Here is a 20740-nt window from a genome sequence, read left to right on the forward strand (position 1 = left end):
TTTCTTATGTCAGCGTGCCGTCCAGCTGCAGGGTCAGCTTGCCGCCCAGATAGGGGCTCAGAACGTCTGGTAGGGTCACGGTACCGTCAGCGTTCTGACCGTTTTCCAGGACAGCGATCAAGCAGCGCCCCACGGCAAGGCCTGAGCCATTCAGCGTATGGACATATTCCGGTTTTCCACCACCCTCAGGGCGGAACCGCGCATTCATGCGGCGGGCCTGGAATTCACCACAGGTCGAGACCGAGCTGATCTCGCGGTAAGTATCCTGACCGGGCAGCCAAGCCTCGATGTCAAAGGTGCGGCGCGCGCCAAAACCGATGTCGCCGGTACACAGGATGACGGTGCGGTAGGGGATGCCCAGTTTTTCCAGAATGCCCTCGGCGCAGCGCAGCATACGCTTTTGTTCGTCATCCGATTTGTCCGGATGTGTGACCGAGACCATCTCGACCTTTTCGAACTGGTGCTGGCGCAGCATACCGCGTGTGTCCTTGCCCGCGCTGCCGGCTTCGGACCGAAAGCACAGAGAATGCGCGGTATAGCGGCGGGGCAGGTAGCTTTCCTCGATCAACGTGTCGTTGACGATATTAGTCAGCGAAACTTCGGATGTCGGGATCAGCCACCAGCCTTCGCGTGTCTGATAGCTATCTTCGCCAAATTTCGGCAACTGACCCGTGCCATGCATCATCTCGGACAGAACCAGTACCGGGCCGTTCACCTCGGTCAGCTCGTTCTCGTTGATATGCGTGTCCAGCATGAACTGCGCCAGTGCGCGGTGGATGCGGGCAACGCCGCCCGACAGCAGCACAAAGCGCGAGCCAGAGAGTTTGGCTGCGGTTTCGAAATCCATACCGTGCTGGACGGCTTCAATCTCGAAATGCTCTTTGGGCGCAAAATCCAACTCTCGTGGTGTGCCCCAGCGGTTGATCTCGACATTGTCGTTTTCATCGGCCCCTTCGGGCACATCCTCGGCGGGCAGGTTGGCGATGCGGATCAGCTGATCGGTCAGCAGAGCGTCCAGATCTTTGGCTTCGGTCTGCATCCGGGCAATCTCGGCCTTTTTCTCGGCCACCAATGCGCGCAGGCGTTCGAACTCTGCCTCGTCGCCACGACCCTTGGCAGCACCGACTTCTTTGCTGGCCTTGTTCTGTTCGGCTTGAGCTGTCTCGGCGGCCAAGATTTTGGACCGGCGGCTTTCATCCAGCCGCAGCAAATCTGACGACACCGGCGCGTCCCCACGGCGCGCAAGGGCGGCGTCGAAGGCGGCTGGGTTTTCGCGAATGGCGCGGATGTCGTGCATGTCTCAGATCCTTAAATGCGTGAATCACTGAAACCGCTTATGCACCATCTGTCGGGCGGGGTGTAGCACCGGTTACGACTTATCGTCCTCGGCGTGGATTTCATGCGCCAGATGGCCATCCCATTCCTCTGCCGGGATTTTTGGTTCCGGTGGGTCAGCCATATAAGAGGGCGTCATGATCTGTACGCCATTTTCATTGAACACGGCGACAATGTTGCGGTGCAGGTCCGAGCGTATTTTTGGAATGATGCTGCCGCGCGTTGTGTAGCCGTTGATCTGATAGTTGATCGCGTAGTCGGCCAAAGCGGTCCACAATACAAAGGGTTCGGGCTTGGCTTTGATCCCCTTGGTGCGATTGGCAGCTTCGATCAGCATCGCCTCGACCTTCTCTGGGGGTTCCTCATATCCAATGCCGACCGTCGTGTGCAGCAACAGCCCGCTGCCATCGGTCTTCTTCGAAAAATTCACCACATCCGAGTTCATCAGCTGGGCATTTGGGATCGAGATCAGTTCATTCTTGATGGATTTCAAATGCGTCTCCATCAGCTTGATCTGCACAACGTCTCCTATGTGATCTCCGATCTGGATACGGTCACCGATTGAGGTGGATCTTCGGTAAATAACGAACAGGCCCGCCAGCATGTTGGACACGACCGAGTTTGCGCCCAGCGAAAGCATCGCGCCGACCAGAATGGTCAGTCCCTGAAACGCGGCCGAGTCCGAGCCGGGGATGTAGGGGACAGCAAAAACCAACGCGATCAGAATCACGATGACACGGGCGATATTGAACGTCGGGTTGACCCAGTGTTTCTCGAAATCACCCATATCGAACGAGCCTGCTTCGACCGCATCGAAGAACACGCGCATCCCTTTGATGATATACATCGTGACCCATGTGATCAGGCCCAGCATGATCAAGTTGGGAATGTAGCTCAGGATACCCTTGAATATCAGCAGTACGGGTTCGGTCAGGTAAGTGAGCAGCAGCTGCGCGAAATACCGTGTTTCAGCAAATGCAAGAAGGACAAAAGACAGATAATAGTAGAAACCCAGAAAGAAGATAATCAGCAGGATGAAATTCAATCCGTACCGGATCAGGGCTGCGATCGCTTCGGCCTGGACGCTTTTGGCAGTCGCCGTTTCAACATCCTTCAAATACCGCTTTACCAGTTTCAGGGTACGCCGCCTGATCCGCCGATGCAGCCATAGGATCAGCGCCACGAAAGCGACAAAGCCAAGTGTCCATCCCGCAGCCTCAATTGCACCTGACACCCGCGCCTGGTCTGTGCGGTTGGCACGATAGGCGAGGATGGCCTCTTCGATCGCCTGACCATGGAGGAAGCTGAGAACATCCAGCTCCATCTGATCCAATTCGGCATCTGCAACGGTCACGATTGACACGATCACACCGTCAGCCCGAATGCGAACGCCCAGATCGGTTTCTTCGAATGCGATGTCGACCGCAGGACTTTCCGAAGCTTCGGCAACCTCAATGATCTTGTCCTGAACGCTTTCCGCCCGTTCCGGCGCGGGCAGGGCACTGGACCCACGCAGGAAGAACAACATTTCGCCGTCCACGATTACAGGCGCTTTGAAACTGTCCGTTTCATCTGCCTCGGGCTCAGTGATTTCAGCGGGTGTTTCCTGCGATTGCGCCGGGCCGGAAAGCGTCAAACCCACCGATATGGTGATCAGTAAATAACATAGCAAAAGGAAAGGCTTGAATGGCAGTGTCATATGTCCCCCTACGGTTAAACTATAACCGGTTTTGCATGTGTTCCTAGGACATATCTGCAACGCTTTTCCCTTAGTTGACGGGTCGTATTCTTTTTCACGTGGGACACATCACCGCCTTTGCTTGCAAACAGGCATCTCAAAGCATAGGTTCCGGCCAAATTTGCGGAACGGTGCCGCAAGATCTGAACAAAGGAATATCCCATGGAAGGTGGCGCAATCGCCCAGTTTCTCCCGCTGATCCTGATTTTCGCGATCATGTATTTCCTGCTGATCCGTCCACAGCAGAAGAAAATGAAAGAACATCAGGCCATGGTCGAGGCCGTGCGCCGCGGTGATCAGGTGATCACCCAGGGTGGGGTGATCGGCAAGGTGTCGAAGGTCAAGGAAGGCGAGAACGAGATCGAGGTCGAGATCGCCGAGGGCGTCAAGATCCGCGTGGTTAAATCGACCATCGCTCAGGTTCTGAACAAGACCGAACCTGCGAAGTAATTTCGCTCGACAATCCCTTGAAAAGGCAGGGTAATGCTGCAAATTGATACCTGGAAGCGGGTTCTGATTTGGCTGGTCTGTGTGACCGGCCTTCTCTTAGCCCTGCCAAACGCGTTTTACACACGGGTCGAACAATCCAACGACGCACAAGCGGCCATTGAGCTTGGTAACGATACGCCTGAATTGCAGGCTCAGGCTGCGGAATGGCCCACTTGGTTGCCATCTTCGCTGGTCAATCTTGGTCTGGATTTGCGCGGTGGTGCGCATTTGTTGGCCGAAGTCCGGGTGCAGGATGTATACGAATCCCGGATGGAGGCCATGTGGCCTGAAGTTCGGGACGCGCTGCGTGACGAACGCGCGACGGTTGGAACGATCCGTCGCCAGGAGTCTGCCCCGGATGAGATTCGCGTACGCATCAGCCAACCAGAGGGAATGCCCAGAGCGCTTGAAGTGGTGCGTGGACTTGCCCGCCAGGTGCAAACCCTGACCGGTGTTGGTGCCACGGATATTGAGGCGCGCGCTGATGGCGACACGATCGTTGTGCAGCTTTCCGAGGCCGAAAAGCTGGCATCCGATGATCGCACCGTGCGTCAATCGCTTGAGATTATCCGCCGCCGGATTGACGAAGTTGGCACCCGTGAGCCCACTATTCAGCGCCAGGGCGCGGACCGGATCCTGATCCAGGTGCCGGGCATCGGCAGCGCCGGAGAGTTGAAAAACATCATCGGAACCACAGCTCAGCTGACCTTCAACCCGGTTGTTAACAGGGGCACCGACCCGGATGCCAGCGTGGGCATCGGCGAAGAAGTTGTACCTTCGATCGACGAAAGCGGTGTCTATTACATTATTGAATCCGCCCCGGTTGTGACCGGTGAAGAACTGGTGGATGCACAGCCTTCGTTTGACCAAAACGGTCGCCCTGCGGTCAGTTTCCGGTTCAACACGTCTGGCGCCCGCAAATTTGGTGATTATACCCGCGACAATATCGGCGCGCCCTTTGCGATCGTGCTGGATGACGAAGTGATTTCCGCCCCAGTGATCCAAAGCCACATCCCCGGAGGATCTGGCATTATCACTGGCAACTTCTCGGTTGAGGAAAGCACCAATCTGGCCATCTTGTTGCGTGCGGGTGCGCTGCCTGCCGGTCTGGAATTCCTGGAAGAACGCACCATCGGTCCCGAATTGGGACAGGACAGCATCGATGCAGGTAAGGTTGCCACAATCGTGGCCTTTGTTGCCGTTCTAACCTTTATGGCGCTCAGCTATGGTCTGTTCGGAATTTTTGCCAACATCGCGTTGATCATCAACGTCGGTTTGTTGTTCGGCCTGCTTTCCCTGATCGGAGCAACCCTGACCCTGCCGGGCATCGCCGGGATCGTTCTGACGGTCGGTATGGCGGTGGATGCCAACGTGCTGATCTTTGAACGCATTCGGGAAGAATTGAAATCTGCCAAAGGGCCAGCCCGCGCCATCGAGCTGGGCTATGAAAAGGCGCTGTCGGCCATTCTGGACGCCAACGTGACAACCTTCATTACGGCGACGATCTTGTTCGCGATGGGCAGTGGCCCGGTGCGCGGGTTCGCAATTACCCTGGGCATTGGTATTCTGACATCGGTCTTTACCGCGATCTTCGTGACACGCCTGATGGTTGTCATGTGGTTCGAACGCCGCCGTCCTAAAACGATCGAGGTTTGACATGAGACTGAAACTCGTACCCCAGAACACCTCGTTCGATTTCTTCAGCCGCTGGAAGGTTTGGCTGGGTATTTCCGGCCTGATGATGGTCGTGGCTTTTGCTTCGTTTATGTTGCAGGGCCTGAATTTTGGCATCGACTTTCGGGGCGGTACGACCATTCGAACTGAAAGCACGCAACCGATTGACGTCGGCACGTACCGCGACGCAATCGCGCCATTGGAACTTGGCGATGTGACAATCACCGAGATTTTTGATCCGACCTTCGGAGAGGATGAAAATGTCGCGATGATCCGCATTCAGGCGCAGGCCGATGCCGAGGCGGTTGAGGCAGCAACGATCACGGCTGTGGAGCAAGCGCTGCAAGCCGTGATTCCGGATATTCAATTCGTATCGGTTGAATCGGTCGGCCCTAAGGTTTCCGGAGAGCTTATCCAGACAGCCGTTATCGCCGTTGCATTGGCCATCGGCGCGGTGCTTGTTTACATCTGGCTGCGGTTCGAATGGCAGTTTGCGCTGGGGGCGGTAGCTGCCCTTGTGCATGACGTGATCCTGACCATTGGCATATTCTCAGAGCTGCAAATCCGGTTCGATCTTGCCATCATCGCGGCGCTTCTGACTATCGTCGGCTATTCGTTGAACGATACGGTGGTTGTTTTCGACCGCGTGCGCGAGAACCTTCGGAAGTACAAGAAGAAAGACCTGAAAGAAGTTCTGAACATCTCGATCAACGAAACCCTCAGCCGGACGGTTATGACCTCGGTCACGACCCTGCTGGCGCTGATCTCGCTTTATGTTCTTGGCGGGGATGTGATCCGAGGGTTCGTCTTCGCGATGATCTGGGGTGTGATCGTGGGTACTTATTCCTCGGTCTTCGTGGCTTCGACCATCCTGTTATGGCTGGGGGTCAAACGCGACTGGTCCAAGCCGTCGAACACGGCAGGCAACCAGTTTGCCAATATTGATGCCTGAGCTTTTTGGCCAGCCCCCGCAAGGGCTGGCCATTATCCTTTTTGCGGCTTTTCTTGGCGGCGTTGTGCGCGGATTTTCGGGCTTTGGAACCGCGTTGGTCTTCCTGCCCCTTGCCTCCCCCTATCTCGGCCCATTCGGCGCGCTGATCGGGTTGACGATCATGGAAATTTTTGGCCCGCTGCCCAATCTGCGCCGCGCGTGGAGCGATGTGGACAAAGGCGATCTTGCCCGCTTGACCGGAGGTTGCGCTTTGCTTCTGCCGCTGGGCTTGTGGGTGCTGACCCGCGTCGACCCCGATGTGTTTCGATATGCGGTCAGCCTGCTCGCGCTTTTCATGCTCGCGGTTCTGGTATTGGGGCTGCGGTATAACGGCCAAGTCACTCGCGCGATGGTCTTGGGCATCGGTGCCGCTGCCGGGTTTCTGGGCGGTGTCGCTGGGCTTCCGGGTCCGGCGGTGATCCTTTTTTATATGTCCCGTCCGCTGTCGGTTCAGGTCATTCGCGCCACGATACTGTTGTTTCTCTTCGCGTTCGACTTTCTCATTCTCGGTTACCTGACTGGGATGGGTCGTGTTACATGGGCGGCTGCAGCGCTGGGTCTTGCACTGGCAATACCGAACCTGGCGGGGAATTGGCTGGGCGGATGGATGTTCCGCCCCGAGCGTGAGAGGCTTTATCGTGCGGCAGCTTATATCGCCATCGCACTGGCGGCCTTGTCGGGCCTGCCGCTTTGGGGATAGAAAGCGCATATGCGCCTGAACGAGATCACCTACACCAGTGCAGTACCGGTCGACGGCTACGGCCCCGGCTTCTTCCGCGTCGGCGGGCAAGTCCACGACGGCCCGGTTCTAATCGGCCCAACCGGAACAACAAGATGGGGCGGCTATGATGACACAGTGCCGCTGCTGAACCTTGCAGATGACATCGACGTCCTGTTCATCGGCACTGGCAAGGAAATGTCGCACATTCCCCAAACCCTGCGTGCTATTTTGGAAAATGCCGGAATTGGCGTCGAAATTATGAACTCTCCCGCCGCCTGCCGCACCTATAACGTGCTGCTCTCGGAAGGTCGCCGGATCGCACTTGCCTTAATCCCACTTGGATAGGGTGTTGCAATCCGCCCTTGGCTATCCCCAAGCCAGCTAAGCCCTGCGGCAAATCTTGCCTTTTGCCTCTGAGGACAATCCGCTAAGCGGGTTTCATGACACTGACTGTATCCGACTTGTCGATCACCCGTGGTGGCATTCCCGTGCTGGAAGGTCTCAGCTTTCAACTGCGGCCTGGTAAGGCGCTGATTCTACGTGGACCAAACGGGATCGGTAAAACGACGCTTCTGCGTACTTTGGCGGGTTTGCAGCCGCCGCTTGAGGGTACCATCGAAGGTGCCGAGGACCAGATTGCCTATGCTGCCCACTCGGACGGGTTAAAGCCGACGCTGACCGTGACCGAGAACCTGACGTTCTGGGCCTCGGTCTTTGGCACCAGCGGCATACAAAGCGCATTGGATGCGTTTGATCTGAATGAGCTGGCTGATCGCCATGCCGGTAACCTGTCAGCCGGTCAGAAACGGCGGCTGGGGCTTGCGCGGATGCTTGTGACTGGACGGCCGATCTGGATGCTGGACGAACCCACCGTGTCGCTGGACAAAAACGCGGTGCAGATGTTTGCCGACGCGGTGCGGGCACATCTGGCGCAGGGCGGGTCGGCCCTGATCGCAACCCATATCGACCTCGGCCTGGACGGAGAGGTTCTGGATGTGGGACCCAACAAGGCCAAACCCAAACCCATTGACGATTTCGACGGAGGCTTCCTGTGATCGCCCTTTTGCTGCGCGACCTGAAACTGGCCTTCCGTGCAGGCGGCGGGTTTGGTTTGGGTCTGGCGTTTTTTCTGATCGTGACCGTGATGGTGCCGTTTGCAGTTGGTCCGCAATCTTCGCTGCTGTCCACCATCGCACCCGGTGTTCTTTGGCTGGGAGCGTTGCTGGCCTGTTTGCTGTCGCTCGACCGCTTGCTGGCTTTGGATTGGGAAGACGGGTCGCTGGACCTGTTGGCCACCGCGCCGCTGCCGCTGGAATCAGTTGTAACCATCAAGGCTTTGGCGCATTGGCTGACCACCGGTTTGCCTCTTGTCCTGGCCGCTCCGTTCCTGGGAGTTTTGTTGAATCTTCCTGTGCCGGGTTTCTTCTGGCTGGTGATTTCACTGCTGATTGGCACCCCGGCGATGAGCGTGATCGGAACATTCGGTGCAGCCCTGACCGTTGGATTGAAGCGTGGCGGTTTGTTGCTGTCACTGTTGGTGCTGCCGCTATACGTGCCCACCCTGATTTTCGGAGCCGAGGTCGCCCGGCGCGGAGCCACAGAGATGGAGGTGCAGACGCCGCTGCTTATGCTGGCCGGCATCACGGCGGCAACGATCGCGCTGTTGCCATTCGCCAGCGCGGCGGTATTGCGGATCAATCTGCGGTGAACCGTCTCAACTTTGACCAAGGTCAATTGAGAACCACCCCAATTCAGACTAGATAGGGCCCATGTCTATTGCAGCCAAAGCCAACGCCCTCTGGGAATATGCCAACCCGCGTAAGTTTCTTGCGACGAGTGAGCGTGTTCTGCCGTTTTTCTGGATCACCTCACTTGCCTGCATCTGTGTTGGCCTGATCTGGGGCTTTTTCTTTACGCCGGACGATTACAAACAAGGGTCGACGGTCAAGATCATCTATCTGCATGTGCCTGCGGCGCTGATGGCGATCAACTGCTGGCTCATGATGTTGGCGACGTCGCTGGTTTGGCTGGTAAGACGTCACCATGTCAGTGCGCTTGCTGCGCGGGCGGCGGCACCGATTGGGATTGTGATGACCCTGATTGCTTTGCTGACTGGTGCGATCTGGGGCCAGCCTATGTGGGGCACCTGGTGGGCCTGGGATCCGCGACTGACATCGTTTCTGATCCTGTTCCTGTTCTACCTTGGATATGTCGCCCTGTGGGAGGCGATTGAAGACCCGGATACGGCGGCCGACCTGACCTCGGTCCTGTGCCTTGTAGGGTCGGTTTTCGCGATCCTCAGCCGCTACGCGGTGAACTTCTGGAATCAGGGACTGCATCAGGGCGCATCTGTCATGCGCGCAGCAGCGGTTACCGGGACAGACACCGAAGAGAAGGTTAGCAACATATTCTTCTATCCGCTGCTGGTCTGCATCATCGGCTTTGTTCTGCTGTTCATCGCATTGGTGCTGTACCGTACCGGAACCGAAATTCGGGCACGTCGGATCAAGGCACTGATGGCGCGGGAAAGGGTAAGTGGATGATTCCCGATCTTGGAAAATACGCTGACGCGGTTCTGTCGTCTTATGCCGTGTCGATCGTTCTTCTGGTGGCCTTGATTGCGTTCAGTGTGATGCGAGGACGCAAAGTGCGTAAAGATATGGAAAAGGTCGAGCAAAGGATGTCGCGCAATGGCTAAGATTTCGCCCTTGATGGTCGCTCCACCGCTTATTTTTGCTGCCTTTGCCGTGCTGGCCGGGATCGGCATGTTCCGAGATGATCCAAATGCCTTGCCATCCGCGCGTGAAGGGCAGCCCGCCCCGCCAGTGGTCCTAAGCGAGTTTCCTGGCAAAACCCCGTTCGATGACGCAACTCTGCGCGACGGAGAAGTTAAGCTGGTCAACTATTGGGCCAGTTGGTGCGCCCCTTGCCGGGCCGAACACCCCAATCTTGACGCTTTGGCGAAAGAAGGCATTCCGGTCTATGGCATCAACTACAAAGATCAGTTGGCCAACGCAGACGCATTTCTGACCGAGCTTGGCGATCCTTACACCGCGATGGGACGGGACGAGCAAGGCCGCATGGCGCTGGATTGGGGCCTATACGGCGTTCCTGAAACGTACGTGATAGACGGCGATGGCACTGTCATCCTGCGCTTTGCCGGGCCTATCACGCAACGGGTGATCGAAAGCACGATCCGCCCTGCCTTGGAAAAGGCTGCGGGTGGCTAAATACCTGAAAGCGGCAGCACTGGTTTTTACAATCGATAGCCTCCGGTAACGCCGAGGACTTCACCCGTTATGAAACCTGCCGCATCAGAGGCCAGAAACCGAACGACCCGCGCGATATCCTCTGGCACACCGACACGCCCAAGGGCGGTGTCTTTGACGAACAATTCTGTCAGATCATCCGGGCGCGGGACCTCGGGGATGTTGATCGCGCCAGGGGCAATCGCATTGACGCGAATACCCTGCGGGCCCAGTTCCTTAGCCATGGCACGGGTCCATAGGTTGAGCGCAGCCTTGCTGGCCCCATAGGTCGCGGCATCGCGCGGCGGAAGGGTCGCATTCATGGAAGAGATATTCACGATGGATGCCCCAGCTTGCAGTTGGGGCAGGGCGGCGGTCAGAAGGGCCACGGGCACAAGCAAATTCAGGTCAAGAATGTCCCTGTGGTCCTGTTGATTGAACGCCTCTTTGGGTGTCGCGCGCACAAGCCCCGCATTGTTCACAAGAACGTCCAGCCGTCCGAATTGTGCGATGACCTGTTCAATAACCTGAGCCGGTTGATCTGGCTGAGTCAGGTCTGAACGGATCGCCAAAACATCGCTGTCCAACACATCCAGCTCAGGCGCGCTGTTTAACCACGTGAACGCAATTTTGTGATCTCGACCAAGGTCTTCGACGATTGCCCGGCCAATCCCTCGGGCGCCGCCGGTTATCAATGCAACTTTGTCCATAGGCACACCAAATCTGTAAAGTGGATGTGTTTCAACGCTTAATCTGATCGCCTTGGAATAGCGTCAGCTGCGCAGCAAAATCCAGATCATCGCCGCGATGAACGCAAAGGTTACCAGGTTCATCAGAGTATCTGTGAGATCACCGATCAGCATCGTGCTGGCCCTCCTCTCTGAGACCGCGGAACAGGCAGACCATCAGCAGGACTGAAATGAAGACAAAGGGCAAAGCACCCAGTGAAATCAGGATCTTGACCGAGTCCACTGACCCAGAAAGGATCATCGCCACGCTCAGCAGCCCCAGCAAGGCCCCCCATATCAGGCGCACGCGCGGAGGAGGGTTCTCGTCTCCTCCGGTCGAGAAGGTGCCCAAAACAAATGCAGCGCTGACGACACTGGTCACAATGAACAGAAACGCAGCCAGTACCGTTGCAAGTGTTGTGATCAAGGACAGCGGCAGCCGGTCGAGCAGAGCAAAGGTCACGCGTTCAATGTTTGTCTGCGTATAGGCCAGAAGTTCGCCTGCGCCGTTGAGTGCCTCGAACAGGCCAATGCCGCCAAAAGCGCCGAACCAGAGTATGGAAAACAAAGTGGGGGCGAACAGTACCCCGATCACGAACTCTCGTATCGTTCGACCACGAGAGATGCGCGCCACGAAGACACCCACAAAAGGCCCCCAGGCGATCCACCAAACCATGTAGGTGAGGGTCCAGTCGCTGAACCACCTGGTGACGTCGTCGCCAAAAAACGTGAAGGTTTGAAAGCCGCGTGGGATGACGTTTGTGACATAGTCGCCAAAGCCCTGAACCACAGTATTCAAAAGGTATTCAGTTGGGCCAAGAATAATGGTGTAGGCCACGAGGCCGATCGCAATCAGCATGGCAGCGTTAGATAAGCGCGCCATGCCTTGCCCCAGATCGATCAAGAGTGCTGGGATATACGCTCCGACCATTGCCAGAAACACGACGGTAATCAAAAATGCTCCGACCGTTTCCCGGCCTCCCAACACCGCAATTCCATCTGCGACCTGAAAGACGCCCATGGCCATTGAGCCACCCACGCCAATGGCAATCGCAATGATCGCCATGAAGTCTGAAAGCCATCCGACACGTTCGGCCCAGCGTTCACCGGGAAACAGGCTTTTGATCGGGGCGCTGACCATCATCCCGGTGCCGCGCCGGAAGCTGAAATAGGCGATGGTCAGCGCAGTCGATCCGTAAATGGCCCAGGCGTGTAAACCCCAATGGAAGTTTGTTGCCAGCATTGCCTGTTGTGCGGCGATGAATTCCGGTGCCATGCCTGAGATGAAATTGAAGTGGGTTAACGGTTCGGCCACCGCCCAGAACAACAGACCGACCCCCATCCCAGCTGAGAACAACATCGATATCCAGGTGGCAGTCGAGAATTCTGGTTCTTCGTCATCGCGACCAAGGCGAATGTTCCCATGTTTTGAGAATGCCAGAAACAGACACCCGATCAACATGCCCGAGGCGGCGAGCATCACGAACCATCCCCGGCTGTGGAAGGTCTGTTGGACAATACCACTGGCCCAAGTCACCAAACTCTGGATGTCGATGACACCCCATATCCCGATGACCGCAATGACGCTGAGAGAGCAAACCAGCAAGGCGTTTGGTTTTTGCATGGCGAACGGTTTCCGTGAGTGACTTTACCCAACAGTTTCAGGTTTTCGAATGAATGGCTAGAAAACAAAACCCCCGGCGCTTGGCCGGGGGTTTAATTCGCACGTTATGCTGTCAAGTCACGATGCCTTCGCAAGATTACGCAGTACATAGTGAAGCACGCCGCCGTTTTCGATGTACTCAATCTCGGGTGCGGTATCGATGCGGCACTTCAGGGTGATGGTCTTCTCACTTCCGTCGCCATAAACGATTGTGCAGGGCACCTCTTGCAGGGGCTCAACCGAATCCAATCCGTGGATTGAGACGGTTTCATCCCCTTTCAGGCCAAGCGTCTTGCGTGTGTCACCCCCTGTGAATTCGAATGGAATGACGCCCATACCAACCAGGTTTGACCGGTGGATACGCTCAAAGCTTTCGGCGATGACGGCTTTCACACCCAGCAACGCGGTGCCTTTGGCCGCCCAGTCGCGCGACGAGCCTGCACCGTATTGTTCGCCACCAAAGACAACCAGCGGTGTGCCCTGTTCCTGATAGGCCATCGATGCGTCGTAGATCGATGTTTGTTCGCCATCCGGGCCTTTGGTGTAGCCGCCTTCGACGCCATCCAGCATCTTGTTCTTGATGCGGATATTGGCGAAGGTGCCACGCATCATGACCTCGTGATTGCCGCGGCGTGAGCCGTAAGAGTTGAACTCGCGCGGCTGCACTTGACGTTCGATCAGATACTGGCCAGCGGGCGAGGTCGACGCAAATGACCCGGCAGGCGAGATATGGTCGGTTGTGACCATGTCGCCCAGAATCGCCAGCACCTTGGCCCCTTCGATATTCGAAATCGTGCCTGGCTCTGCGCCCATACCTTGGAAATAGGGCGGGTTCTGGATGTATGTCGAGGTTGGTGGCCAGTCATAGGTTTCCTGTTGAGGCACCTCAACTTCGCGCCATTTCTCGTCGCCTTTGAACACGTCGGCGTATTTCGATTGGAACGCCTCGCGGGTCACGGTCGCCTCGACCAGTTCCGCGATTTCGCTCTGGCTTGGCCAGATGTCTTTCATGAAGACATCGTTGCCATCCTTGTCTTGACCAATCGGTTCGGATGTCAGGTCGATATCCATTGTTCCCGCCAGTGCGTAGACAACCACCAGCGGCGGTGAGGCCAGATAGTTTGCGCGCACATCCGGCGAGATTCGACCCTCGAAGTTGCGGTTGCCGGACAGAACCGACGTGGCAACCAGATCGCCTTCGGAAATTGCCTCGGATATTTCTTTCTGGATCGGGCCCGAGTTGCCGATACAGGTGGTGCAGCCATATCCCACAAGGTTGAACCCGATCTTGTCTAGATCGTCTTGCAATCCTGCAGCTTCGAGATAGGCCGACACCACTTGCGATCCCGGCGCCAGAGAGGTCTTGACCCAGGGCTTGCGATCCAGTCCCAGTGCCGCGGCCTTGCGGGCCACCAGACCCGCGCCGATCATGACGTAGGGGTTCGACGTGTTGGTGCAGGAGGTGATCGAGGCAATCACGACTTTGCCCGACTCCATGCCATAGTTTTCGCCCTTGACTTCGACCTGCTTGCCCATCGGGCGTTTGAAAGTCTCTGCCATTTCCTGCGTAAAGGCCGCCTTGGCGTCGGTCAGCGCAACATAGTCCTGCGGACGCTTCGGGCCCGAGATCGCCGGAACGATCGTGCCCATGTCTAGCGTCAGGGTATCGGTGTAGATCGGAGCGTAGTCCGCGTCACGCCAGAGGCCGTTTTCTTTGGCATAGGCTTCAACCAATGCCAGACGGTCTTCGTCACGCCCGGTGTTGCGCATGTAGCGTAAGGTTTCTCCGTCAATCGGGAAGAAGCCGCAGGTCGCGCCATATTCGGGCGCCATGTTGGCGATTGTTGCACGGTCTGCCAGTGGCAGACGGTCCAGCCCTTCGCCATAGAATTCAACGAACTTACCGACAACGCCCTTTTCGCGCAGCATCTCCACGACTTTCAGAACAAGGTCGGTGCCGGTGGTGCCTTCGACCATCGAACCCGTCAGTTCAAAACCCACAACCTCGGGGATCAACATCGAGATTGGCTGACCCAGCATCGCGGCCTCGGCCTCGATCCCGCCAACGCCCCAACCCAGAACGGCCATGCCGTTCACCATAGTGGTGTGGCTGTCGGTGCCAACCAGCGTATCGGGATAGGCGACTTCTTCGCCGTTTTGATCCGTGTCGGTCCAGACGGTTTGAGCCAGATATTCCAGGTTCACCTGATGGCAAATCCCAGTGCCGGGCGGCACCACGCGGAAGTTGTTAAAGGCATTCTGACCCCATTTCAGGAACTGGTACCTCTCCATGTTGCGTTCATACTCGCGGTCCACGTTCATCTGGAATGCACGCGGATTGCCAAATTCGTCAATCATGACCGAATGGTCGATGACCAGATCAACCGGGTTCAGCGGGTTGATCTTTTGTGCGTCTCCACCCAACGCCTTGATACCGTCGCGCATCGCGGCCAGATCGACTACAGCTGGAACGCCGGTGAAGTCCTGCATCAAGACGCGGGCAGGGCGGTATGCGATTTCGCGCGGGTTCTTACCGCCGTTTACACCCCATTCAGCAAAGGCCTTGATGTCGTCGGTTGAGACAGAAAACCCGTCATCCTCGAACCGCAGCATATTTTCCAGAACCACTTTCAGTGCGGCAGGCAGTTTTGAGAAATCCCCCAAACCGGCCTCTTGCGCGGCGGGGATCGAGTAATAGGAAATGGACTTACCATTCACGCTCAGGCTGCGGCGTGTCTTGGCGGTATCCTGTCCGACTTTGATGGGCATCAGTGGCCTCCCTCTCAAATGACTTGGATAATAGGATTTGCTGTTTGTTATCTGCATCACGAAGGCCCTTGGTTCAAGGTTGAACGGGCACAAAGGAGTAATTTTTGTATACCAGTGTACACATTTGCGAAGGTAAAGATGTATTCCAGCCTCAAGAAACCTTGATTGGTCGTTGAATGCCAAAGCAGCTATTTCTGAAAATCAACCGCCCAAACCGAGAGTCCACATGTTCAGATCCGCCGCTGTAACCGCCCTGATGTCCTGGCTTATGGCTGCCTATGCTGCGGCTGAGAGCGATCCTGTGGTGGTTGAGTTGTTTACGTCGCAGGGGTGCTCCTCTTGCCCTCCGGCAGACCGGTTGATGCACGACCTGGCCAAGCGGGACGATGTGATTGGCCTGGCGTTGCACGTGGATTATTGGGATTACATCGGTTGGAAGGACGAATATGCCGACCCGGATCATACTTTGCGGCAGCGGGCGTATGCGCGGGAAGGCGGTCGTTCGATGATCTACACGCCACAGATGGTGATAAATGGGCAGCATGATGTTGTGGGCGCGCAGTCCCGCGAGCTCGATCGTCTTATCGACGCTCATCTCAAGGCGGCACCCGAAGCGTCGGTGACTGCAACCCGGACAGCAGATGAAGTAACCGTGAATGTGACGCCCGTAGAATTGCCGGAGGGCGAGACCTACGACGTGCGTATCGTACAGTATTCGCCGATGCGCCACGCCTCGATCCGCCGCGGAGAACTGGCTGGGCACGATCTGGACTATGCCAACGTTGTCGAAACATGGCAGATGGCAGGGCAGTGGGATGGGGCTGCACCACAAACCTTCTCAGCCCAGCTTGGGTCAGACCTGCCGGCGGTTGTTTTGGTGCAACGTGCGGGTCATGGTCCCATTGTCGCCGCAACGCGGGTTAAGTGATCAGGGCATCTCGTCCGGTGCAATGCCAAGCCCGTTCCAATGCTTCCAGCGGCGGTGGATCCAGAACCACTGACCCATATGCTGACGTACCATCTTCTCAAGGTCGTCATTGGTGAATTGCGTCATCGTTTTCGGGTCAGTGTGCGGAACCGGATCGTGCAGTATGATTTCGAAATCGATGCCGTTTGGCTGGCGCACGGCATAACATGGGATCAGTTCCGCGTTGTATTTCATCGCCAGTTCCGCGTTCAGCACAGATGTGACAGCGGGTTTGCCGAAGAATACAAGCTCTTCCCCGCCCATCGCATGGAGATCGGACACAATTGCAATGATCCCGCCCTTTTTCAGCGTGCGCACCATCTCAACCATTCCGCGCCGCCCCTGCTCGAACATGGGCGCACCGGTTTTATAAAAGGCCTCGACATAGGCGTCGTTGAAGTAAGGATTAGCCATGCGGCGATACAGGCAGCCAATCGGTTGGCCGCTGTGTTTTTGCAAGGCAATGCGCGCGGCCAGATAGTGCCCAAAATGCGCAGTGATCATCATGACCGGACGCCCTTCGGCGATGGCCGCATCAAAGGCCGCAATACCAGGGCCGGAAATTTTCGCTGTACTTTGACGCTCAGTAAATCCTTCTGGCGAGAAATGCTCCATGATCGCCCGACCGGCGTTGTCGGGTACGTCACGGCAAATCTTTTTGACCTCGGCTTCGGACAGGTCAGGGCAGGTGAGCTTCAGGTTCCGCCGGATGCGTGTACGAAACCCCACGACCGGGGTCAAAACGCGCATAATCGCGCCCATGGTTGAGATGCGCCGCTCATACGGGAGAAGGCGCATAGCACCGATAACCCCCTGAAGGAACAGATTGGCGACATAGTATTTTCCAAGCTCAAACTTGCTGAGCTCCGACTTTTCGACGGGCATGGAGGCGTCTCACCGCGTGATGGGTATTTCCGTGCCAGACATACAGGCCGATCTTGGCAAGCTCAAGCGTTCAGCAAGACGATGGGCAAACTGAGCATGTTAAGGGGCAAACCTGCTAACCTGATGCTACTCAGCCTCTTCCTCAGTTTCGACCAGAGCGATTGTTCCTGCATCAACCAGTGTTCGAATGGCGCCAACCACCTGAGTCATCGCTTCTTCGGCCTCGGATTGTTTGACTCGTCCGCGTTCACCCATTTCCTCACGCAGGTTTTCCGCCATGCGTGACGAGATATTTGTCAGCAGAAATTCAACCGATGCCTTGTCGTCATCTGCCGCAGCTCCGGCCAGGGCTGTTACAAGCACGGCTTGGTCCACTTCGCGCAGGATGGCCGGAACATCGCGGGCTGTAATGCGGTTCGAAATATGCGCAAAGGTGAAGATCGACTGGCGTACGAGTTCTGCAAAGGCGGCATCGTCTTCATCCAATGCGTTCAACAAGTCGTCGCGGGTGGCCGCGGCTGACTGGTTTAAGATCGCGCCAACGCGTGCGCTGGGGCCGTCATCAAACGCCTGCACCGGGCGCTGATCCAGTTGCGCGGCCAGAGACCAGCCGATCCGCTCGACCGCCTCTGGGGTAACGTTCGCTGTTTTCGAGACAGCAAAGGTGATCCTACGCGCCACAGGGCCGGGCATTTGCCCAAGCATCTGAGCGGCTTGCGCGGTATCCATCTTTGACAACATCACTGCGGCCACTTCGGTGCTTTCCGCTTGGGCCATGGCTGCAAGATCTTCGACAGGGATGTCGCGCAGCCTTTGCCACGGGTCACCAACCTGTCGTATCCCGGCCACCTTGCGCAGGCGTGCCGCTGTTTTCGGGGCAATCTTGCCGGTTACCGCATCCAACGCCCCAGCCAAGCCATGCGGAAAGGCCAGGCCGATGTTATCCAGTGCTTCGCCGAACTCCTGCGCCACGGCATCCAGTGTCACGCGGTCCACAAGACCCATTTCGCCAAGCTGATGGGTTAATTTTTCTTGCAGATCGTCAGGGAGTTCCTCAAGCGGAAGATCCGCGCCTTCGCTCAGCAGAAGGCGGACGACAATCGCTGCTTTTTGTCGGTTGCTCAATGTCCGGGGAACAAGCCGTGGTTTATCGTCATTCCCCTTGGCAAGCGGAGCAGCTGCTCCGGGTGCCGTGTGTATCAACGCGTTTGTGTCCTGCATCTGCCTGTGGTGCCAAAATTTCTGAACCACAGGCAGATTACGGAGAATCGGGTTAAATAACCTTGAAGTTTAGTAGTTATAGGTCAGCCCGGTGCGGATGGCTTCGCGCAGCGATGCCTCGGCCCAGGTTCCTTCGCCGCCACGAGTTTTGATCTCGCGCCATTGCTCGATCGCCAGATCGGTTCTGCCTTCGGCGACAAAGCCCTGTCCCATATAACTGCGGGCGAGGATGTTGTCGGGGTTGGATTCGATGGCGTTGGTGTAGAAGGCGTTTGCCAGCTCAAGCTCACCCATTTTGCGGTAAGTAAAACCCCAATATGTCAGGACGCGATCATCGTTCTGATCCATGATGCGCAGAATGTTCTGAGCGTTCTCGAATTGCCCGTCATAAGCCAGCTCGCGCACGGCGTCATACAGCTCATCATCGGTGAAATTGGTCTTGTTCGGTTTGACACAACGCCCCGCGTCCTTGTCGTAGACGCGGCCAAAAAGGCACCTCTTGGTCGTGTTCGTTGGTTTTGGTGGGGTCGTGGTGCTGCCACCGTCGCCGGCTGCATACAAAGCCGGCGCAAAGGCAAAAGCCTGAAGGGCAATAGCTGAAACTAAAACAAGGCGCATTTTCCTACTCCGTTCTCTGGACTGCTCTGATCAAGCATAGCGCGATTTGATAAAAGGCTAACAATTGCGCTGCCTCTTTTATTCACAAGTAGGAAAGAAAAACCTCAGCTATTGATAGTTTTTACGCAGCTATGGGCTTCGGCGTCCCATTGTGTTCCCGGCGCGCAGGACTGCGTTTGTTCAGTATGGGCGCTGCAGGCCAAGGCGACAGAGGCTGAGCAGCCAAGGGCCAATGCGCAAATCAAAGTCCGGATCATCAAGCTTCTCCTGTTCGGGAATGCGCGGACAAGATAACCGATTTTTGATGATCTGGCAAAAGAACAAGGCCCGGATCGCTGCGTACGAACCGGGCCCCTGAACTGTTTGATCTGCTTGATTTTTACTCGCCAAACACACGGGCAAAGATCGTATCGACATGCTTGGTGTGATAGCCAAGGTCGAATTTTTCTTCGATTTCTTCAGGGCTGAGCGCAGCGGTGACATCCGCATCTGCCAGCAACTCTTGCTTGAAGTCGGTCCGGTGTTCCCAGACCTTCAGCGCGTTGCGTTGGACCATGGCGTATGCGTCTTCACGGCTGACACCGGCTTGGGTCAGTGCCAACAAAACCCTCTGGCTCATGACAAGGCCGGGGAACTTGTTCATGTTCTCGAGCATGTTCTCGGGGAAGATCAGCATCTTGTCGATCACACCTGTCAGTCGTGCCAGCGCAAAGTCCAGGGTGATTGTCGCGTCCGGTCCGATCATGCGTTCGACTGAAGAGTGCGAGATGTCGCGCTCGTGCCAGAGCGCCACGTTTTCCATCGCCGGGATCACGGCCGCGCGCACCATGCGCGCCAGACCTGTCAGGTTCTCGGTCAGAACAGGGTTTTTCTTGTGGGGCATGGCCGAGGAGCCTTTCTGACCCATCGAGAAGAACTCGGCACCCTCCAGCACTTCGGTCCGCTGCATGTGGCGGATTTCTATGGCGATATTCTCGATGCTGCTGGCGATCACACCTAGCGTAGCAAAGAAGGCCGCGTGGCGGTCGCGCGGGATGACTTGTGTGCTGATCGGTTCCGGCACAAGCCCCATCTGGTCGCAGACATGTTCCTCAACACGCGGATCGATATTGGCGAAGGTGCCAACTGCGCCGCTGATCGCGCCGGTGGCGATTTCCGCTCGAGCGTCACGCATCCGAGACAGGTTGCGATCCATCTCGGCATAGAACCGGGCAAAGGTCAGGCCCATGGTGGTAGGCTCTGCGTGGATGCCATGGCTGCGACCGATGCGAACGGTGTTTTTGTGTTCAATCGCGCGACGCTTGAGCGCGGCCAGAAGGCCTTCGAGATCGGCGATCAGCAGGTCCGCAGCACGGGTCAGCTGTACGTTCAAACAGGTGTCCAGCACGTCGGAACTGGTCATGCCCTGATGCACAAAACGTGCTTCTTCACTGCCGACATGTTCCGCAAGGTGGGTCAAGAAGGCAATGACGTCATGTTTGGTGACGGCCTCGATCTCGTCGATGCGGGCCACATCAAATTCCACATCCTTGGCCTTCCATACAGCTTCGGCATTTTCGCGCGGAATCACACCCAGATCGGCCATGGCGTCGCAGGCGTGCGCCTCGATCTCGTACCAGATGCGGAACTTGGTCTGGGGCGACCAGATGGCGACCATGTCAGGGCGGGAATAACGGGGAATCATTGGCGGCAG

20 protein-coding genes are annotated in these 20740 nt (G+C 56.8%); 11 read left to right on the forward strand and 9 right to left on the reverse strand.

The window, feature by feature from the left end; all coding sequences use genetic code 11:
- Positions 1 to 4: 4 nt before the first annotated feature.
- Both serS and GS630_RS04750 read right to left on the reverse strand, forming a co-directional pair.
- Complete coding sequence (serS, locus tag GS630_RS04745) at positions 5 to 1297, reverse strand: serine--tRNA ligase (RefSeq protein WP_171618750.1); 1293 nt, start codon at positions 1295 to 1297, stop codon at positions 5 to 7.
- A 72-nt stretch (positions 1298 to 1369) separates the two neighbouring features.
- Positions 1370 to 3034, reverse strand: a complete 1665-nt coding sequence (locus GS630_RS04750) for a mechanosensitive ion channel family protein (RefSeq protein ID WP_171618752.1) — start codon at positions 3032 to 3034, stop codon at positions 1370 to 1372.
- A 201-nt stretch (positions 3035 to 3235) separates the two neighbouring features.
- On the opposite strand from GS630_RS04750, the gene yajC reads away from it, so the two are divergent.
- The 10 genes from yajC (at position 3236) to GS630_RS04800 (ending at position 10178) form a co-directional block, all read left to right on the forward strand.
- A complete protein-coding gene (gene yajC / locus GS630_RS04755; protein WP_171090782.1) occupies positions 3236 to 3523 on the forward strand; it encodes a preprotein translocase subunit YajC in 288 nt (95 codons plus the stop codon).
- Between the two features lie 33 nt (positions 3524 to 3556).
- On the forward strand, positions 3557 to 5218 hold the full coding sequence (secD, locus tag GS630_RS04760) for a protein translocase subunit SecD (protein WP_171179520.1): 1662 nt from the start codon (positions 3557 to 3559) through the stop codon (positions 5216 to 5218).
- A gap of 1 nt (position 5219) precedes the next feature.
- Entirely contained in the window at positions 5220 to 6188 is a 969-nt protein-coding gene (gene secF / locus GS630_RS04765) for a protein translocase subunit SecF (RefSeq protein WP_171179522.1), read from the forward strand.
- Entirely contained in the window at positions 6181 to 6927 is a 747-nt protein-coding gene (locus GS630_RS04770; RefSeq protein WP_171618754.1) for a TSUP family transporter, read from the forward strand. Before secF ends, GS630_RS04770 begins: the two co-directional genes overlap by 8 nt.
- A 9-nt stretch (positions 6928 to 6936) precedes the next feature.
- Positions 6937 to 7293 carry an Mth938-like domain-containing protein gene (locus tag GS630_RS04775; protein ID WP_171179526.1) on the forward strand — a complete coding sequence of 119 codons (357 nt, stop codon included), beginning with the start codon at positions 6937 to 6939 and terminating at the stop codon, positions 7291 to 7293.
- Positions 7294 to 7388: 95 nt separating this feature from the next.
- Positions 7389 to 8003 carry a heme ABC exporter ATP-binding protein CcmA gene (ccmA, locus tag GS630_RS04780; protein WP_171179528.1) on the forward strand — a complete coding sequence of 205 codons (615 nt, stop codon included), beginning with the start codon at positions 7389 to 7391 and terminating at the stop codon, positions 8001 to 8003.
- On the forward strand, positions 8000 to 8656 hold the full coding sequence (ccmB, locus tag GS630_RS04785; RefSeq protein ID WP_171179531.1) for a heme exporter protein CcmB: 657 nt from the start codon (positions 8000 to 8002) through the stop codon (positions 8654 to 8656). Before ccmA ends, ccmB begins: the two co-directional genes overlap by 4 nt.
- A gap of 61 nt (positions 8657 to 8717) precedes the next feature.
- Positions 8718 to 9491 (forward strand): heme ABC transporter permease, encoded by a 774-nt coding sequence (locus GS630_RS04790; protein WP_171179533.1) that lies wholly within the window; start codon positions 8718 to 8720, stop codon positions 9489 to 9491.
- Positions 9488 to 9646: a heme exporter protein CcmD gene (ccmD, locus tag GS630_RS04795; RefSeq protein ID WP_171179535.1), complete on the forward strand. Its 159-nt coding sequence runs from the start codon at positions 9488 to 9490 to the stop codon at positions 9644 to 9646. The genes GS630_RS04790 and ccmD overlap by 4 nt, the downstream gene beginning before the upstream one ends.
- Complete coding sequence (locus GS630_RS04800; RefSeq protein WP_171237811.1) at positions 9639 to 10178, forward strand: DsbE family thiol:disulfide interchange protein; 540 nt, start codon at positions 9639 to 9641, stop codon at positions 10176 to 10178. Before ccmD ends, GS630_RS04800 begins: the two co-directional genes overlap by 8 nt.
- A gap of 26 nt (positions 10179 to 10204) precedes the next feature.
- Here the strand turns inward: GS630_RS04800 and GS630_RS04805 are convergent, their stop codons facing one another.
- The 3 genes from GS630_RS04805 to acnA form a co-directional block, all read right to left on the reverse strand.
- Positions 10205 to 10906, reverse strand: coding sequence for an SDR family NAD(P)-dependent oxidoreductase (locus GS630_RS04805; RefSeq protein ID WP_171618756.1), 702 nt, complete (start codon positions 10904 to 10906; stop codon positions 10205 to 10207).
- A gap of 139 nt (positions 10907 to 11045) precedes the next feature.
- Positions 11046 to 12548, reverse strand: coding sequence for a BCCT family transporter (locus GS630_RS04810; protein WP_171179541.1), 1503 nt, complete (start codon positions 12546 to 12548; stop codon positions 11046 to 11048).
- Positions 12549 to 12665: 117 nt separating this feature from the next.
- Positions 12666 to 15356: an aconitate hydratase AcnA gene (acnA, locus tag GS630_RS04815; protein ID WP_171618758.1), complete on the reverse strand. Its 2691-nt coding sequence runs from the start codon at positions 15354 to 15356 to the stop codon at positions 12666 to 12668.
- A gap of 226 nt (positions 15357 to 15582) precedes the next feature.
- Here acnA and GS630_RS04820 point away from each other — a divergent pair, with 226 nt between their 5' ends.
- The gene (locus GS630_RS04820; RefSeq protein ID WP_171618760.1) at positions 15583 to 16284 is read left to right on the forward strand and encodes a thioredoxin family protein; all 702 of its coding nucleotides are present in this window, start codon (positions 15583 to 15585) and stop codon (positions 16282 to 16284) included.
- Here the strand turns inward: GS630_RS04820 and GS630_RS04825 are convergent, their stop codons facing one another.
- From GS630_RS04825 to purB, 4 genes are all read right to left on the reverse strand, one after another.
- Positions 16285 to 17208 carry a lysophospholipid acyltransferase family protein gene (locus tag GS630_RS04825; protein WP_171179548.1) on the reverse strand — a complete coding sequence of 308 codons (924 nt, stop codon included), beginning with the start codon at positions 17206 to 17208 and terminating at the stop codon, positions 16285 to 16287.
- A gap of 126 nt (positions 17209 to 17334) precedes the next feature.
- Entirely contained in the window at positions 17335 to 18429 is a 1095-nt protein-coding gene (locus tag GS630_RS04830) for a flagellar motor switch protein FliG (RefSeq protein ID WP_171179550.1), read from the reverse strand.
- A 69-nt stretch (positions 18430 to 18498) separates the two neighbouring features.
- On the reverse strand, positions 18499 to 19047 hold the full coding sequence (locus GS630_RS04835; RefSeq protein ID WP_171179552.1) for a hypothetical protein: 549 nt from the start codon (positions 19045 to 19047) through the stop codon (positions 18499 to 18501).
- A 379-nt stretch (positions 19048 to 19426) separates the two neighbouring features.
- Positions 19427 to 20731 carry an adenylosuccinate lyase gene (purB, locus tag GS630_RS04840; protein ID WP_171237804.1) on the reverse strand — a complete coding sequence of 435 codons (1305 nt, stop codon included), beginning with the start codon at positions 20729 to 20731 and terminating at the stop codon, positions 19427 to 19429.
- Positions 20732 to 20740: the final 9 nt, after the last annotated feature.

The sequence above is a fragment of the Ruegeria sp. HKCCD7303 genome (assembly GCF_013111185.1).
Taxonomy (GTDB): domain Bacteria; phylum Pseudomonadota; class Alphaproteobacteria; order Rhodobacterales; family Rhodobacteraceae; genus Ruegeria.